Below are 17,902 nucleotides of genomic sequence, written 5' to 3'. Positions count from 1 at the left end.
GGGCCTGAATCCTTCAGGCTCCACCGTACCGCCTTCCACGGCGGCCGTGCGGGGAGCGATGTCGTGTTCACTCAGGGCTGCAAACATCAAAATCCCCCTGCTTGTTCCGTATCCTGTGCGGCCGCGTTCCCGGGCAGTTCGCCGAGGAGCGCCTCCAGCACCCCGGTGACGCTTCCCGCACGGACCGCGGCGCGGTCCCCGTCCAGCCGCAGCCGCTGTGCCGCCGCAGTGCCGTCCGGGCCGGCGACGGCGACGAAGACCGTGCCGACGGGCTGCCCGTCCTGCGGCTCCGGGCCCGCGACGCCGGTCGTGGCGACGCCCCAGTCGGTGCCCAGCGCGGCCCGCACGCCCCGGGCCATCTGCCGTGCCACGTCCGGGTCGACGGCGCCGCGTTCGTCCAGCAGCGCTCCGTCGACGCCGAGGACGTCCCGTTTCACGTCCGTCGCGTACGCGGTGATACCGCCGCGGAAGACCCGGGAGGCGCCCGGCACGGAGGTGATCTCCGCGGCGACCAGTCCCCCGGTCAGCGACTCGGCCGCCGCCAGGGTCTGTCCCGCGTGCGAGAGGAGCCCGAGCAGCTGCGCGGCCACCAGGGCCGGGTCGGTGCCTTCCGGGCCGTCGCCGCTCACGGCTGCCCGGCCCGCTCCGCCCGCTCACGGGCGCGTCCCGCACGCCGCAGCGTCACGGCCTGCCGCACGTAGTCGAGCCCGGTCACGACCGTGAGGACGACGGCGGCGGCCATCACCCACCAGCGGAGCGTCGCGAGCGGCCCGGTCAGGACCAGGACGTACATGCCGACGCCGACGCCCTGGGCGAGCGTCTTGAGCTTGCCGCCCCGGCTGGCGGGGATCACCCCGTGCCGGATCACCCAGAAGCGCATCAGCGTGATGCCGAGCTCGCGGAAGAGGATGGTGCCGGTGACCCACCAGGTGAGGTCGCCGAGCGAGGACAGGCAGAGGAGCGCGGCGCCCATGATGGCCTTGTCCGCGATCGGGTCGGCGATCTTCCCGAAGTCCGTGACGAGGTTGTACCTGCGGGCGAGTTCGCCGTCGAACAGGTCCGTGATCATGGCGACGGTGAACGCCGCCCACGCGAAGGAACGCCAGGCCGGGTCGTGCCCGCCGCCCCACAGCATCAGCGCCACGAACGCGGGGACCAGCAGCAGCCGCACCATCGTCAGGATGTTGGCGATGTTCCAGAGGCTGACCTGCCGCACCGGTGCGGCGGTGGCTCTCGGCTTGGCCATCGGGCTGCTGCCGGCTGCGGAGGCCGGCACTCCGCTCATTGGCCCGCCTCCTCACTGACCGCCGCGGGGGCGCCGTCCGTTCCGGATCCGGCCACCGCCACGGTGCCGAGCACCTCGGCGACGAGATCCACGCCCTCGGCCGCCACGACCTTTGCCTCGACCATACGTCCGACGGGGCTTCCGCGTCCCTCCGCGCCCGCGTCCTCGGCCAGGCCGGTGAGCAGCACCTGGCCGTCCGTCTCCGGCGCCTGGTGCTCGCCCCGGCCCACGAAGGTGCCCTCGTCCTCGCCCGCCGCCTCGACGAGCACCCGCAGGGTGTCGCCGACGCGCTCCTCGGCGCGCTGCGCCGTCAGTTCCTCGGCCAGCCGGGAGACCCGCTCCAGCCGCGCGGCGACCACCTCGGGGTCGTTCTTCTCCTCGTACCCGGCGGCCTCGGTGCCCTCCTCGTCGGAGTACCCGAAGACGCCGATGGCGTCGAGCCGCGCGGAGGTCAGGAAGCGCTCCAGCTCGGCGACGTCCTCCTCGGTCTCGCCGGGGAAGCCGACGATGAAGTTGGAGCGGACGCCGGCCTGCGGGGCCCGCGTCCGGATCATCTCCAGCAGCTCCAGGAACCGGTCGGTGTCGCCGAAGCGCCGCATCGCGCGCAGCACGCCGGGCGCCGAGTGCTGGAAGGACAGGTCGAAGTACGGGGCGACGCCCTCCGTCCCGGTCAGCACGTCGACCAGTCCGGGGCGGAGTTCGGCGGGCTGCAGGTAGCTGACGCGGACCCGCTCGATGCCGTCGACCTCGGCGAGCTCGGGCAGCAGCGACTCCAGCAGCCGGATGTCCCCGAGGTCCTTGCCGTAGGAGGTGTTGTTCTCGGAGACCAGCATGATCTCCTTCACGCCCTGCTCGGCCAGCCACCGCGTCTCGTTCAGGACGTCGGAGGGGCGGCGGGAGATGAAGGAGCCGCGGAAGGACGGGATGGCGCAGAAGGAGCACCGGCGGTCGCAGCCGGAGGCGAGCTTCACGGAGGCGACGGGGCTGTTGCCCATGCGGCGCCGCAGCGGGGCCCGCGGCCCGGAGGCGGGGGCCAGGCCGTCGGGCAGGTCGGCGGGTGCCTCGTCGAGTCCTGGCTCGGTGCCGTGTCCGGGGAGCGCGACGCCGTCGCCCGCGTCCTGGCGTTCGGCGGGGCTGATCGGCAGCAGCTTGCGCCGGTCGCGCGGGGTGTGCGGGGCGTGGACGCCCCCGCCGAGGATCGTCTGGAGTCTGCCCGAGATGTCCGCGTAGTCGTCGAACCCGAGCACCCCGTCGGCCTCCGGCAGGGCTTCGGCGAGCTCCTTGCCGTACCGCTCGGCCATGCAGCCGACGGCGACGACGGCCTGGGTGCGGCCGTCGCCCTCGCGGGCCTGGGCCTTCAGGTCGTTCGCCTCCAGAAGGGCGTCGACGGAGTCCTTCTTGGCGGCTTCGACGAAACCGCAGGTGTTGACGACGGCGACGTCGGCCTCTGCGGCCTCCTCCACAAGCTGCCAGCCGTCCGCGGCGAGGCGGCCTGCGAGCTCCTCGGAGTCGACCTCGTTTCGAGCGCAGCCAAGGGTGACGAGAGCGACGGTGCGGGGTTCGGGCATGCGCTCAGCGTACTTCGTCGCACTGCCGCCGCCCGCCGCCAGGGTTGGCCCGGGCCTCGGAGGGCCCCGTCACGGACGACGCCCCGGCCCCTTCCGGCCCGCGAGGGCCGGGGGAACCGGGGCGTGGCCGCGGCCTCGCGGTTCAGCCGACCTCCGGGTCGCCCTTGGTGTAGCTGACCCGCTGCACCTGGCCGACCTCGCCGGTCTCCTTGACCTCCTTGCCGTTGACGTAGAGCTTCACGCCGCCGGCGTTGCCGAGCACGAGGTTGATCCGCTCGTCGTCGGTGAAGGTCTTGGTCTGGCCCTTTTCGAGCACGCCCTCGTGGATCAGCCGGCCGTTGTGGTCCTCGGCCGAGATCCAGCTGCTGCTCTTCTCCGCGATCATCCGGACGGTGACCTTGTCGGCCGGTGCCGCCGCGATCGCGCTCTCGGACGGCTTGGGGTCCTCCCGCTCGGCGGGCGCGGAGGAGGACGGTTCGGGCTTCGTCGTCGGGGTGGACCGGGCGACGGGCTTGCCGGACTCGCTGTCCCCGCCACCACCGCCCACCAGCGTGAACCCGACGAAACCGACCACCGCGACGATGGCCGCGACCATCGCGGCGGTCCAGTTGGGACGCCGGGGCTCGGATCGGATCTTCTCGGCCTCGAACAGGTTCGAGGGAGGTGTGGGTGCGGGACGGCCACCGTGTTCCTCGTCGAACCTGGCGACGAGCTCGTCCGCGTCGAGACCGACCGCGCGCGCCAGCGTGCGGAGGTGACCCCGGGCGTACACGTCGCCGCCACAACGCGAGAAATCGTCCTGTTCGATGGCCTGCACGATGGGCGCGCGCACCCGCGTGGACGCACTGACCTCATCGACGGTCAGCCGCGCCTCAGCACGGGCCTGTTGAAGGGCTCGACCGACCGAAGGCCGGTCCTCTTCCTCTTCCGGTGAATTGCCGATGGACACGGGAGCGCCTTTCGAGCGTGTAGCCACCTGCTGGAGGTTCAGTCTAGGGGCGGTGCAAAAGGGTGGGGCAAGCGGAGCGACGGAGGGGTCCGCCATCAGGATTGCCGTACAGCCTGACAGTGACACATCCCGTCGTCGGCTTCGTCGAGTTGACGTACCGGCAACCGAAACGGTTCCACGGGTCACCCTCAAGGATGAGGCTCTCCACGGATGACCGCCAGTACACCGTCCAATTCATCGGGCTTGATCAGGACGTCCCGTGCCTTGGAGCCCTCGCTGGGGCCCACCACTCCGCGCGACTCCATCAGGTCCATCAGCCGTCCGGCCTTGGCGAAGCCCACGCGCAGCTTCCGCTGGAGCATCGAGGTGGAGCCGAACTGGGTGGAGACCACCAGCTCGGCGGCCTGGCAGAGGAGGTCCAGGTCGTCGCCGATCTCCTCGTCTATCTCCTTCTTCTGCCCCTGGCCCGCGGTCACGTCCTCGCGGAAGACCGGTGCCATCTGTTCCTTGCAGTGCCGCACGACGCCCTGGATCTCGTCCTCGGTGACGAAGGCGCCCTGCATCCGCGTCGACTTGCTGGCGCCCATCGGCAGGAACAGCGCGTCACCCTTGCCGATGAGCTTCTCCGCGCCGGGCTGGTCGAGGATGACGCGGCTGTCGGCCAGCGAGGAGGTCGAGAAGCCGAGCCGGGAGGGCACATTGGCCTTGATCAGACCGGTGACGACGTCGACGGACGGGCGCTGCGTGGCCAGCACCAGGTGGATGCCGGCGGCACGGGCGAGCTGCGTGATGCGGACGATGGCGTCCTCGACGTCCCGCGGGGCGACCATCATCAGGTCGGCCAGCTCGTCCACGATCACCAGCAGGTAGGGGTACGGGGCGAGTTCGCGTTCGCTGCCCTCGGGCGGGGTGACGCTGCCGTTGCGGACGGCCGCGTTGAAGTCGTCGATGTGCCGGTACCCGAAGGCGGCCAGGTCGTCGTAGCGCAGGTCCATCTCGCGCACGACCCACTGGAGCGCCTCGGCGGCCTTCTTCGGGTTGGTGATGATCGGCGTGATCAGGTGCGGGATGCCCTCGTACGCCGTGAGTTCGACGCGCTTGGGGTCGACGAGGACCATCCGCACGTCCTCCGGGGTGGCCCGCATCATCACCGAGGTGATCAGGCAGTTGATGCAGGAGGACTTTCCGGAGCCGGTGGCGCCGGCGACGAGGATGTGCGGCATCTTCGCGAGGTTCGCGTCGACGTAGCCGCCCTCGACGTCCTTGCCGAGGCCCACGATCAGCGGGTGCTCCTCGCCCGCCGCCTCGGCGGACCGCAGGACGTCGCCGAGGTTGACCATCTCCCGGTCGCTGTTGGGGATTTCGATGCCGACGGCGGACTTGCCGGGGATCGGGTTGATGATCCGCACGTCCGGACTGGCCACCGCGTACGCGATGTTCTTCGCCAGCGCCGTGATCTTCTCGACCTTCACGCCGGGGCCGAGCGCGATCTCGTACCGGGTCACCGTGGGCCCGCGGGTGAAGCCCGTGACCGTCGCGTCCACCTTGAACTCGCTGAACACCGTGGTCAGCGACTCGACCACCTGGTCGTTCACCGCGCTGCGGGTCCGTCCGGGGCCGCCCCGCTCCAGCAGGTCGAGCGAGGGCAGCGCGTAGGTGATGTCGCCCGCCAGCTGGAGCTGTTCGGCCCGCGGCGGCAGCGAGGCGGGGTCCGGCGGCTGGGGCGCCTTGGTCAGGTCGGGGACGGGCGTGCGCTCCGTCCGGTCGACGCCGTCGTCCGCGCCCGGCTCCTCGCCGCGCGCACCGGGCACCTGGCCCGCTCGGGCGGCCTTGCGGCGCTCCGCGGTGACGCCCGTCGTCAGGTCGGCGACGAGCGGTGAGGGCTGGACGCCGTGCAGCACGGCGCCGTCGAGCGAGGCGGCCGCGGCGGCGGCGACGTCCACGGCGTCCGGCGAACCGGCCGTCTCCGGGCCCGAGTCGGCGCTCTCGGCGGCGGCCGTGCGTCCGGCGCGGCCCTTGCCCCTGGCCTTGCGGCGGCTGTCCAGCGCCTCCTTCTCGGCGAGCGCCGGGTCGAGGTGGTCCTTGCGCATGCTGTGCCGCACGGGCCGCGCGTCGTCCTCGTCCTCGTACGCGTCGGCGTCCTCGTGGCCCTCGTGCCCGTCGACGACGCCGAGGCGCACCCCGAGCTCGCGCAGCCGCCGGGGGATGGCGTTCACCGGGGTGGCGGTGACGACGAGCAGGCCGAAGACGGTGACCAGCGCCAGCAGCGGCACCGCCAGCACGTCGCCGACGGTGAACAGGAGCGGCTGGGAGGCGGCCCAGCCGATGAGGCCGCCCGCGTCCCGCATGGCGGCCGTGCCCTCACCGCGCCCCGGCGCCCCGCAGCCGATGTGCACCAGTCCGAGCACGCCGACGACGAGCGCGGAGAGGCCGATCACTATGCGGCCGTTGGCGTCCGGCTTCTCCGGGTGCCGGATGAGGCGTACGGCGATGGCGCCGAACAGCACCGGCACCAGCAGGTCCAGCCGTCCGAAGGCGCCGGTGACCAGCATCTGCACCAGATCGCCGACCGGTCCCTGCAGATTGGACCAGGTGCCGGCGGCGACGACGAGGGCGACGCCGAGCAGCAGCAGCGCGAGGCCGTCCTTGCGGTGCGCGGGGTCGAGTCCCTTGGTGCTGCGCCCTATGCCGCGGAACACCGCGCCCACGCCGTGCGCCAGCCCGAGCCAGCAGGCGCGCACCATGCGGTAGATGCCGCCGGTGGGGGACGGTGCGGGCTTCGCCCTGGCCTTGGCGGGGGCCTTGGCCGCGGACTTCTTCGCCGTGGTCTTCTTCGCCGCCGTCTTCTTGGCCGGCGCTTTCCCCGACGGGGCCTTCTTCGCCGGCGCCTTTTTCGCGGCAGCCTTCTTCGCGGGCGCTTTCCCGGCTGCCTTACCGGATCCGGACGTACGTGAGGCCATGGTGGTGAGGTTACCGTCGCCGGCCTGCGGAGGCACGGACGCCCATGGCACACCTGTGCAACGGCGACCCCTCCGGGGCCCCGTGACCGTCTCTCAACTCCCGCGCCCCGCCCTCCGGTTCACTCCCGCCGGGGGCTCGCGGCGCGCGTCAGGTCTGGGAGGGGACCTGGGTGGAGGCGCTTCCGCCGGTGCCGGGCTCCAGGGCGTCAAGTGCCCTGCGGAGGCCGGTGAGTTTGCGCTCCAGGTGCGCCGCCGTGGCGACCGCGGCCGAGTCGGCGCTGTCGCCCAGCTGTTTGGACAGCGCCTCGGCCTGCTCCTCCACGGCCGCGAGTCTCGCGGAGAGTTCGGCGAGCAGGCCCGGGGGCTCACCCTCCTCCTCGTCCGCCGGGGGCTCGGGCTGCTGGCCGCCGGCCGGGCCGCCGTTGCCCTCCAGCTGGACGCGCAGCAGCGAAGCCTGCTCCCGCAGCTGGACGTTCTTCATGTACAGCTCGACGAAGACCGAGACCTTGGCGCGCAGCACCCACGGGTCGAACGGCTTGGAGATGTAGTCGACCGCGCCCGCCGCGTACCCCCGGAAGGTGTGGTGCGGGCCGTGGTTGATGGCCGTGAGGAAGATGATCGGGATGTCCCGGGTGCGCTCCCGCCGCTTGATGTGGGCCGCTGTCTCGAAACCGTCCATCCCCGGCATCTGCACGTCCAGCAGAATGACCGCGAAATCGTCCGTCAGCAGCGCCTTGAGCGCTTCCTCCCCTGACGATGCCCGCACCAGCGTCTGATCGAGCGCGGAGAGAATGGCCTCCAGCGCCAGCAGATTCTCCGGCCGGTCATCGACCAGGAGGATCTTGGCCTTCTGAACCATGGCCCGTCCTCCTCGCCCCGGCAGCCCCTCGGACGCCGCCCCTGGGGCGGATCCTTATGCATCGCCGCCCGTCCTTGTGCGGGTCATGGTAGCCGCCCGTCGCGGTCCACCACACCCTGTCACGGTGATGTCACTGTGTCCGTAGCAGAAACGCACCAGGAGACCATAAGGTTCCCGCTTTACCGTGTTTTCCTGCCGCTTCGGCCACCGAGAGTCAGCGCCGGACGCCCTCTTGGGACGCCACGGCACCGCTCACGTGACCGACCTGCACCGTGTCACATCACTCCCCGTGCATCCACTGCCGCATGACGGACAGCAGGTGGTCGGTGTCCACCGGCTTGGTGACATAGTCGGACGCACCGGCCTCGATGCTCTTCTCCCGGTCGCCCTTCATGGCCTTCGCCGTCAGCGCGACGATCGGCAGCCCGGCGAACTGCGGCATCTTCCGGATCGCGGCCGTCGTCGCGTAGCCGTCCATCTCCGGCATCATGATGTCCATCAGGACGACCGCGACGTTGTCGTTCTGCTCCAGGACCTCGATGCCCTCCCGGCCGTTCTCCGCGTACAGCACCTGCAGCCCGTGCTGTTCCAGGACGCTGGTGAGCGCGAAGACGTTCCGGATGTCGTCGTCGACGATGAGCACCTTCTCGCCGCTGAAGTCGCCGCCGGGGCCCGGCTCCACCAGGTCCTGGCCGCTGTGCAGCCACGAGTCGTCCTCCTGCCGGACCTCGGGCGCCGGCTGCTGCGGCCGGCCGTTCTCCCGGCCGTTGCGCAGGATCTGCTGACCGGGGCGCGCCTCGGGCGGCAGCGAGTGCCGCTCGGGGCCGTTCGCCGAGCGCTGCCTGCGGCGGCGCGCCAGCGAGGCCGCCGCCCGCTCCGCCTCGCTCGCGGCCACGTCGGCCACCCCGCCGGCGCCGTCCTCGGCCGGAGCCGGTGCGGGCGCCGGTGCGGTCCTGGCCGCGGCGGCCGAACCGGCCTCCGTCGCCTGCCCGTTGGGCCCCCACGCCGCGCCGTCGGCCGCGCCGGACGGCTGTGCGCCCGTCTGCGCGGCCGCGCCGGAGTCGCCGGGGGCCGCGGAGGCAGCGTCGTCCCACGCCTCCTCAGCGGACTCCTCGCCCCGCTCCAGGGGTTCGACGGGCTCCGCCGCCGCTGCCCCGGTCGCCGCGGCCGCCGAGACGGCCAGCGTGGTGCCGGAGCCGAGCTGCGGGTAGCCCTGCGGCGGGAGTTCGGTCGGGTGCAGCGGCAGGTACAGCGTGAACGTCGAGCCGCGGCCCGGCTCGCTGGCCGCGTAGATCTCGCCGCCCAGCAGCCGCGCGATCTCCCGGCTGATGGACAGGCCCAGGCCGGTGCCGCCGTACTTGCGGCTGGTCGTGCCGTCGGCCTGCTTGAACGCCTCGAAGATGACGCGCATCTTGCTGGCCGCGATGCCGATGCCGGTGTCCGTCACGGAGAACGCGATGAGCTCCGCGTCCGCGTCCCGCAGCGAACCGTGCTCCAGCATCTGCTCGCGGATCGAGTCGGGAACGTCCGTCCGGGCCGAGCGGATGACCAGCTCGACGGCGCCGCCGTCGGTGAACTTCACCGCGTTCGACAGCAGGTTGCGCAGCACCTGCAGCAGCCGCTGCTCGTCGGTGTGCAGCGTGGCGGGCAGTTCGGGCGAGACGCGGACCGAGAAGTCGAGCCCCTTCTCCGCCGTCAGCGGCCGGAACGTGGCCTCCACGTAGTCGACGAGCTGGACCAGCGCGATCCGGGTCGGGCTGACGTCCATCTTGCCCGCCTCGACCTTGGACAGGTCGAGGATGTCGTTGATCAGCTGGAGCAGGTCGGAACCGGCGCCGTGGATCGTCTCGGAGAACTCCACCTGCTTCGGGGAGAGATTGCCCTCCGCGTTGTCCGCGAGCAGCTTGGCGAGGATGAGCAGCGAGTTCAGCGGCGTACGCAGCTCGTGCGACATGTTCGCCAGGAACTCGGACTTGTAGCGCATCGACACCGACAGTTGCTCGGCGCGCTCCTCCAGGACCTGCCGCGCCTCCTCGATCTCGCGGTTCTTGATCTCGATGTCGCTGTTGGTCTGCGCGAGCTGCTCGGCCTTCTCCTCCAGCTGCTCGTTGGACTCCTGGAGTGCCTTCTGCCGGTTCTCCAGCTCGGCCGAGCGCTCCTTCAGCTGCTCGGTGAGCTCCTGCGACTGCTTCAGCAGGATCTCCGTCTTGGTGTTGACGCTGATCGTGTTGACGCTCGTCGCGATCATCTCGGCGATCTGGCTGAGGAAGTCCTTCTGGATCTGCGTGAACGGCTGGAACGAGGCGAGCTCGACGACCCCGAGCACCGTCCCCTCGAAGATGACCGGCAGCACGATCACGTGCGACGGCGGGGCCTCCCCCAGGCCGGAGGAGATCTTGAGGTAACCGGGCGGCGCGTTCTCCACCAGGATGGTGCGCTTCTCCGCCGCGGCCGTGCCGATCAGCGACTCGCCCGGCTTGAACGTCGCGGGCATCGCGCCGTGCGCGTACCCGTAACTGCCCTGCAGCCGCAGCTCGTAGGACTCGCCGCGCTCGTCGTCGGCGCCGACGCGGATGTCCTCCATGTCCTCGTCCTGCGAGACGGCGAGGAAGAAGGCGCCGTGCTGCGCGGAGACGACGGGCGTCAGCTCGCTCATGATCAGGCGGGCGACGTCCTCCAGGTCACGGCGGCCCTGCATGAGGCCGGAGATGCGGGCCAGGTTGCCCTTGAGCCAGTCCTGCTCCTGGTTGGCGAGCGTGGTCTCGCGCAGGTTGGTGATCATCGAGTTGATGTAGCCCTGGAGCTGGAGGATCTCCCCGGCCGCCTCGACGTCGATGCGGACGTTGTGGTCGCCGCGGGTCACCGCGGTGGCGACCTCGGCGATCGCGCGGACCTGACGGGTGAGGTTGCCCGCCATCTCGTTCACCGATTCGGTGAGGTCCTTCCACACGCCGGCGACGCCCTGGACGCGCGCCTGGCCGCCCAACTGGCCCTCGGTGCCCACCTCCCGGGCCACCCGGGTCACCTGCTCGGCGAAGGAGGACAGCTGGTCGACCATCGTGTTGATCGTCGTCTTCAGCTCGAGGATCTCGCCGTTGGCCTCGATGTCGATCTTCTTGGTCAGGTCGCCCTTGGCGATGGCCGTGGTGACCATCGCGATGTTCCGCACCTGGCCCGTCAGGTTGGACGCCATCGAGTTCACCGACTCGGTGAGGTCCTTCCACGTACCGGCGACGCCCGCCACCCGGGCCTGGCCGCCCAGCATGCCGTCGGTGCCCACCTCGCGGGCCACCCTCGTCACCTGGTCGGCGAAGGACGAGAGCGTCGTCACCATCGTGTTGACCGTGTCGGCGAGCTGCGCGACCTCGCCGCTCGCCTCGACCGTCACCTTCTTGGTGAGGTCACCGCCGGCGACCGCGGTCGTGACCTGCGCGATCTGACGCACCTGCGACGTCAGGTTGTTGGCCATCAGGTTGACGTTGTCGGTCAGGTCCTTCCAGATGCCGGAGACGTTCCGCACCCGGGCCTGGCCGCCCAACTGCCCCTCGGTGCCCACCTCCCGGGCCACGCGGGTGACCTGCTCGGCGAACGAGGACAGCGTCTCCACCATGGTGTTCACCGTGGTGACGAGCGCGAGCACCTCGCCCTTGGCGTCGACGGTGATCTTCTTCGACAGGTCGCCCTGCGCGACCGCGGTCGTGACCTCGGCGATGTTGCGGACCTGCGACGTCAGGTTGTTCGCCATGAAGTTCACGGACTGGGTGAGGTCCTTCCAGGTGCCGGAGACACCCTTGACCTCGGCCTGACCGCCGAGGATGCCCTCCGTACCCACCTCGCGGGCGACCCGGGTGACCTCCTCGGCGAACGACGAGAGCTGGTCGACCATCGTGTTGATCGTGGTCTTGAGCTCCAGGATCTCCCCGCGCGCGTCCACGTCGATCTTCTGCGACAGGTCACCGCGCGCCACCGCCGTCGCGACCTGCGAGATGTTGCGGACCTGCGCCGTCAGGTTCCCGGCCATGCCGTTCACCGAATCCGTCAAGTCCCGCCACACGCCCGCGACTCCGGGCACCTGGGCCTGGCCGCCGAGCCTGCCCTCGGTGCCCACCTCACGGGCCACCCGCGTCACCTGGTCGGCGAACGCGGACAGCTGGTCGACCATCGTGTTGATGGTGTTCTTCAGCTCCAGGATCTCCCCGCGCGCGTCGACCTCGATCTTCTGCGAGAGGTCACCCCGCGCGACGGCCGTCGTCACCTGCGCGATCTGGCGGACCTGCGACGTCAGGTTGCCCGCCATGAAGTTCACCGAGTCGGTGAGGTCCTTCCAGGTGCCCGAGACGCCGTCCACCCGGGCCTGACCGCCCAGCCGGCCCTCCGTGCCCACGTCCCGCGCCATCCGCGTGACCTGCTCGGCGAAGGAGGAGAGCTGGTCCACCATCGTGTTCACGGTGTTCTTCAACTCGAGCATCTCGCCGGACACATCGACGGTGACCTTCTGCGACAGGTCGCCGTTGGCCACCGCCGTCGTCACCTGGGCGATGTTGCGCACCTGGCCCGTGAGGTTCCGGAACGCGGTGTTCACCGAGTCCGTGAGGTCCTTCCACGTCCCCGCCGCACCCGGCACCTGCGCCTGGCCGCCCAGTTCGCCCTCGACGCCGATCTCCCGTGCGACGCGGGTGACTTCGGCACCGAAGGACGAGAGCTGATCCACCATGGTGTTCACGGTGTTCTTCAACTCGAGCATCTCGCCCGAGACATCGACGGTGACCTTCTGCGAGAGATCACCGTTGGCCACCGCCGTCGTCACCTGCGCGATGTCCCGCACCTGCGCCGTCAGGTTCCGGAACGCGCCGTTCACCGAGTCGGTGAGGTCCTTCCAGATCCCGGCCGCGCCCGGCACCTGCGCCTGCCCGCCGAGCACACCCTCGGTACCGACCTCGTTGGCCGCACGGGTGACCTCGTCGGCGAACGTACGCAGCGTCTCCGTCATCGTGTTGATCGTCTCGGCGAGCTGCGCCACCTCGCCGCGCGCGTTCACCGTGATCTTCTGCGACAGGTCGCCGTTCGCGACCGCCGTGGTGACCTGGGCGATCTCCCGCACCTGCGAAGTGAGGTTGCCGGCCATCAGGTTCACCGAGTCGGTGAGGTCCTTCCACACCCCGGCCACGCCCTGCACCCGCGCCTGGCCGCCGAGTTCACCCTCGGTACCGACCTCGCGCGCGACCCGGGTCACCTCGGACTGGAACGAGGAGAGCTGGTCCACCATCGTGTTCACGGTGTTCTTCAGCTCAAGCATCTCGCCGGACACGTGGACGGTGACCTTGCGCGACAGATCACCCTTCGCCACCGCCGTCGTCACCAGCGCGATGTCCCGCACCTGCGCCGTCAGCCGGGAGGCCATCGTGTTGACGGAGTCCGTGAGGTCCTTCCAGGAACCGGACATCCCACGCACCCGGGCCTGCCCGCCGAGCTTGCCCTCGGTGCCGACCTCGCTGGCGACCCGGGTCACCTCGTCGGTGAACGTCGACAGTTGATCGACCAGCCCGTTGACCGTACGGCCGACCTTCAGGAACTCGCCGCGCAGCGGATGCCCCGCGCCGTCCGTCCCCCGGGAGCGCAGATCCATCCGCTGCTCCAGGTCACCGTCCGCGACCGCCGACAGCACCCGGCCGACCTCCGAGACCGGCCGGACGAGATCGTCGACCAGCGCGTTGGACGCCTCGATCGCCGTCGCCCAGGAGCCCTCACAGGTGCCGGGATCCAGCCGCTCTGTGAGTTTTCCCTCCCGGCCGACCACCCGCCGCACCCGCGCCAGCTCGCCGGTGAGGTGCAGATTCTGGTCCGCGACCTCGTTGAAGACCGCGGCGATCTCCGCCATCGGCCCGTCGCCCGTGACGGTCAGCCGCTTCCGGAAGTTGCCGTCCCGCATCGAGACGAGCGCCGTCAGCAGTCTGTTGACCGCGGCCGCGTCCACTTCGATCGTCCCGTTCTTCCGGGATCGTCCGCCCTTCGCGCGCGTGTTGGTGCTACGCGCCGCCGCGCCAGACTCCACCGTGTCCCTCCAGGATCGACCGTCCACCCGGGCTTTTGCTTCGAGCCTTCCCAGTGTTTCACCCTGCCCGAACCAGGCGATAACAGTTCGGCAGCATCGCACACCCGCTCTCGGCCCGGCCCCCGACAGATTTCACCGGCATCCGGCACCCGCGCACACTGCGAACGTAAGTAACCTGGCATCCGGCTGTCCATCCGTTCCGGCCACCGGAAAGGAAGAACCAGGGCGGCCGCGTGAGCACGAAGGGCAACGGAGGGGCGCTGCGGTGACGCAAGAGGAGGGCACCGGGCGAGGGGAGCCTCCCGTGGACGGGGGCCACACGTCGGCGGCGGACACCGCTGTGCGCACGGGCAGCGATCGGACACCCATGGGGAGACCAGTGATCACCGCGAGGGCTGCGGCCACCTTCGAACCGGTCGGCCGTTCCGTCGCGACGGCCCGCGCCTTCGTCCGCGACACCCTGCAGGGCTGGGGCCTCGCCGACATCATCGACGACGCCGTCGTCCTCACCAGCGAACTGGTCACCAACGCCGTGGTGCACGCGGGCACCTCCGCCGAAGTGCTGTGCCTGCGCGACACCGACGGCGTCCGCATCGAGGTCATCGACCGCTACCCCGAGCGCGAACTCCCCGTCCAGGACCCCTCGGCGGCCATGGGCAGCCCCGACCGCGAGGGCGGCCGCGGCCTGTTGCTGTGCGCGGCGCTCGCCTCACGCTGGGGCGTCGACTACACGGCCGCCGACAAACACGTCTGGTTCCGCCTCGACCTCCCCGACCGCCCCGTCGGCACCCGCGCCGCCGGCCCGGCCCTCCCCGACGCGGCCCTGCCCGTCGCGGACACCCGGGTGCACGTCGCCGTGATCCAGGTCGACCGCGGCGGCACCATCTCCGCCTGGAACGACGACGCACAGGAACTCTTCGGCTACCCCGCGGAACAGGTCGTCGGCAAGCCGCTGACCGACCTCGCCGCCTGGCCGCACACCCCGGGCACCAGCACCGGCATCGCCGAGGCACTCCAGCTCTCCCGCTGGGAGGGCTCCTACGGCATGCGCGGCGTCGACGGCCGCACCCTCCCCGTCTACGGCTCCCACCTGCGGGTACGCGACGGCGACGGCGAACCGTCCACGGTCTGCCTGCTGGTGCGCGACCACGAGCGCGCCGTCCTCCAGTCGCCCACCCGCACCCCGGCGCCCGACAGCGCGGGACGGCGCACGGACGGGAGCGAGCACCCGGCCACGGACCCGTTCGAGGTCTTCATCGGCTCCCCCACCCCGGACGACCTCGACGGCCTGCTCCAGCGCACCGTCGAACGCGCCCGCGACATGCTCGACGGCGACGCCGCGTACCTCCTCCTCGCCACCGACGACGAGACCGAGCTGGAGGTCCGCGCCTCCACCGGCCTGCCCTCCGCGCGGCAGCGCTTCGCCCGCGTCCCCGTCGAGGCCGGCAGCGGGCGGTACGGATCCGCGCGGATGCCCTCCGTGCACGAGGACCTCACCGTCGTCCCCGGCGCCGTCCCGCTCCTCGCGGGCACCGGCATGCGCTCCGTCGTCACCGTCCCGCTCAAGGTCGAGGGCCGCCTCACCGGCTCCGTCGGCGTCGCCACCGAGACCCCGGGGCGCTACACCAACGAGGAAGCCCTCCGGCTCCAGTTCGCCGCCGACCGCATCGCCCTCGCCGTCGAACGGGCCCGCCTCACCGAGCTGGAACGGCTGCGCCGCGGCTCGCTCTCCTTCCTCGTCGAGGCGTCCGACCTGCTCGCCGGCACGCTCGACCGCGACCAGACCCTCGCCCTCATGGCCCAGATGACGGTCCCGACGCTCTCCTCCTGGTGCGCCGTCTACACCGTCGCCGACCAGGGCTCCGACCCGAAGCTCTCCTACGTCCTGCACGAGGACGAGGAACGCATCGACAACCTCAAGGCCCTGCTCTCCAAGGTCGATCCGCCCGAACCGGTCCCCACCCCGGGCGCCCGCGTGTGGACCGCGCCCTCCGACGCGGCGCACTCCGCCGCCCTGCGCACCTCCCTGCGCAGCGTCGTCCTCGGCGAGGAGGACCACCACCTCGCCCCCGGCGGCGCACTGGCCACCGCGGCCGCCGTCGGCGGCGAGACCGTCGTCCTGCCGCTCGTCGCCCGCAACCGCGTCATCGGCATGCTGACGCTCGGCAAGCCCACCGACGAACGCTTCCGCCAGGAGATCCTCGAACTCGCCGAGGACCTCTCCCGACGGGCCGCACTCGCCCTGGACAACGCGCGCCTCTACTCGGAGCGCACCGCCATCAGCCAGTCCCTCCAGCGCAGCCTCCTCCCGCCCGAACTCCCCGACGTACGGGGCGGAGTCGAGGTCGAGGTCATCTACCGCGCCGCGGGCGAAGGCAACGAGGTCGGCGGCGACTTCTACGACCTCTTCGAAATCAGCGAGGGCACCTACGGGTTCGCCATCGGCGACGTCTGCGGCACGGGCCCCGAGGCCGCCGCCGTCACCGGCCTGGCCCGGCACGCGCTGCGCCTGCTCGCCCGCGAGGGCCTCGGCGGCCCCGCCGTCCTCGAACGCCTCAACAGCGCCATCCTCGACGAGGGCACCCGCAGCCGCTTCCTCACGCTGCTCTACGGCGAGATGCGCCCGCAGGACGACGGGAGCGCGGCCCTCAAGGTCGTCTGCGCCGGCCACCCGCTGCCGCTCCGCCTCCGCCAGGACGGCAGCGTCGAGCCGGCGGCCGAACCCCAGCCCCTGCTCGGCGTGATCGACGACCTCGAACTCTACGAACAGGACGTCGTCCTCGACCCCGGGGACGTCCTGCTCTGCGTCACCGACGGCGTCACGGAACGCCGCGAGGGCACCCGCATGCTGGGCGACGACGGCCTCGCCGGCGTCCTCACCACCTGCACGGGCCTCACCGCGGGCGCCGTCGCCGCGCGCATCATGCGCGCCGTCGAACGCTTCGCCAGCGACGCCCCCTCCGACGACATGGCGATCCTCGCGATGCGCGTACCGGAGTGACCGGGGGCGTGTGGCAGCACGGGACAATCCCCACCCGCTGCCACACGCCCCTCGTCGCTTTCCCGCCCGTGCACGGACCCCGGAAACACAAGAAGGCCCCCACCGAATGGTGGGGGCCTTCTCAACTTCCTTGCTCTGAGCCCCAAAGCGGAATCGAACCGCTGACCTTCTCCTTACCATGGAGACGCTCTGCCGACTGAGCTATTGGGGCGTGCGCTGTGCACGACGTAAACTCTACATCATTTTCGGAGCCCCGATGACCACCCCGGACGGGCCTCCGCCGCCCCTCGTCAACGCGCCCTTCCGCGGCCCGGAACCGAGCCGCAGAAGCCCAACCGGCAACGTCAGCAGGCGGGTTCCATCAGCAGGCCGCCCAGGGCGTTGCAGGCGGACACCACACGGTGCAGATCCCGCTTCGACATCGAGGCGTCCACGGGAAGCGCCAGCGTCTCGTCGGCGGCCCTCTCCGCCACCGGGAGCCGCGTCCCGGCCGAGAAACCCGGCAGCCGGTGCACAGGCGCCTTCACGGGGACGTAGCACTCAACTCCGCGCGCCCGCAGGGCTCTCTTGAACGCGTCCCGGTCCGGTCTCCCGTTCCCCGGCACCCGCACCACGTACGCGGAGAACCCGTGCTGCGTCCCCTCGGCCACCTCGGGCTTCACCACACCCGTCAGCCGGCGGTCCAGGTACGCGGCGTGCTGCCGACGGCGTACGGCGTCCACGGTCGCGCACTGCGGCAGCGGCTCGGCCTCCACCACAGCCGCCCCGTGACGTCCGCCGACGGCCCGCAGCCCGTCCAAGTCGGCCGGATGCCCGAAGAGATGGAGCGCGACGACGGCGACGGTCCGCTCCGTCAGCACATCCTCGACCGAGGCCGGATCGATGCAGTAGGTCCACGGATCGATGTCCGCGAAGACAGGCCGGGCCCCGAGCTCACGGACGGCCACCGCGGCCGCCTCTCCTCCGAACGCCGGCAGTACGACGTCGTCTCCGGCACCCACTCCGGCAGCGATGAACTGTGTCGTCCCCATGCCTGTGATGCTGTCCAGGTGATGTGAACAACAGATGACGCAACAAAAAAGGACTGTGGTCCAGGGATTAAATCCCGGACCACAGTCCTCTTTCTCTAAAAGGAGTTCGGCGGCGTCCTACTCTCCCACACGCTCCCGCATGCAGTACCATCGGCGCTGAAAGGCTTAGCTTCCGGGTTCGGAATGTAACCGGGCGT

9 protein-coding genes, 1 tRNA gene and 1 rRNA gene are annotated in these 17,902 nt (G+C 71.1%); 1 reads left to right on the top strand and 10 read right to left on the bottom strand.

Annotation, left to right across the window (positions count from 1 at the left end; genetic code table 11):
- Positions 1 to 86: 86 nt before the first annotated feature.
- The 7 genes from HCC30_RS00055 to HCC30_RS00025 all read right to left on the bottom strand — a co-directional run bounded on the left by HCC30_RS00055 (position 87) and on the right by HCC30_RS00025 (position 13,673).
- On the bottom strand, positions 87 to 629 hold the full coding sequence (locus HCC30_RS00055) for a nicotinamide-nucleotide amidohydrolase family protein (protein ID WP_346776429.1): 543 nt from the start codon (positions 627 to 629) through the stop codon (positions 87 to 89).
- Positions 626 to 1,285 (bottom strand): CDP-diacylglycerol--glycerol-3-phosphate 3-phosphatidyltransferase, encoded by a 660-nt coding sequence (gene pgsA, locus HCC30_RS00050; protein WP_169439850.1) that lies wholly within the window; start codon positions 1,283 to 1,285, stop codon positions 626 to 628. The genes HCC30_RS00055 and pgsA overlap by 4 nt, the downstream gene beginning before the upstream one ends.
- Positions 1,282 to 2,853 carry a 30S ribosomal protein S12 methylthiotransferase RimO gene (rimO, locus tag HCC30_RS00045; RefSeq protein WP_169439849.1) on the bottom strand — a complete coding sequence of 524 codons (1,572 nt, stop codon included), beginning with the start codon at positions 2,851 to 2,853 and terminating at the stop codon, positions 1,282 to 1,284. Before rimO ends, pgsA begins: the two co-directional genes overlap by 4 nt.
- 142 nt (positions 2,854 to 2,995) lie before the next feature.
- Positions 2,996 to 3,802 (bottom strand): helix-turn-helix domain-containing protein, encoded by an 807-nt coding sequence (locus tag HCC30_RS00040; protein WP_169439848.1) that lies wholly within the window; start codon positions 3,800 to 3,802, stop codon positions 2,996 to 2,998.
- A 188-nt stretch (positions 3,803 to 3,990) separates the two neighbouring features.
- Positions 3,991 to 6,762 carry a DNA translocase FtsK gene (locus HCC30_RS00035; RefSeq protein ID WP_169439847.1) on the bottom strand — a complete coding sequence of 924 codons (2,772 nt, stop codon included), beginning with the start codon at positions 6,760 to 6,762 and terminating at the stop codon, positions 3,991 to 3,993.
- Positions 6,763 to 6,910: 148 nt separating this feature from the next.
- Positions 6,911 to 7,621 (bottom strand): response regulator, encoded by a 711-nt coding sequence (locus HCC30_RS00030; protein WP_169439846.1) that lies wholly within the window; start codon positions 7,619 to 7,621, stop codon positions 6,911 to 6,913.
- Between the two features lie 280 nt (positions 7,622 to 7,901).
- Positions 7,902 to 13,673, bottom strand: coding sequence for a HAMP domain-containing protein (locus HCC30_RS00025; protein WP_169439845.1), 5,772 nt, complete (start codon positions 13,671 to 13,673; stop codon positions 7,902 to 7,904).
- 367 nt (positions 13,674 to 14,040) lie between these two features.
- Here HCC30_RS00025 and HCC30_RS00020 point away from each other — a divergent pair, with 367 nt between their 5' ends.
- Positions 14,041 to 16,674: a SpoIIE family protein phosphatase gene (locus HCC30_RS00020; protein ID WP_169439844.1), complete on the top strand. Its 2,634-nt coding sequence runs from the start codon at positions 14,041 to 14,043 to the stop codon at positions 16,672 to 16,674.
- Positions 16,675 to 16,812: 138 nt separating this feature from the next.
- Here the strand turns inward: HCC30_RS00020 and HCC30_RS00015 are convergent.
- The 3 genes from HCC30_RS00015 to rrf all read right to left on the bottom strand — a co-directional run.
- Positions 16,813 to 16,885 (bottom strand) — tRNA-Thr (locus tag HCC30_RS00015).
- Between the two features lie 133 nt (positions 16,886 to 17,018).
- Entirely contained in the window at positions 17,019 to 17,705 is a 687-nt protein-coding gene (locus tag HCC30_RS00010) for a DegT/DnrJ/EryC1/StrS family aminotransferase (protein WP_169439843.1), read from the bottom strand.
- A 104-nt stretch (positions 17,706 to 17,809) separates the two neighbouring features.
- A 5S ribosomal RNA gene (gene rrf / locus HCC30_RS00005) occupies positions 17,810 to 17,902 on the bottom strand; the annotation flags it as partial.

Source organism: Streptomyces sp. HNM0574 (genome assembly GCF_012726235.1).
Lineage (GTDB): Bacteria > Actinomycetota > Actinomycetes > Streptomycetales > Streptomycetaceae > Streptomyces.
Note: the sequence above shows the minus strand (reverse complement) of the source record. Positions and strands in the feature narration are given on the sequence as shown.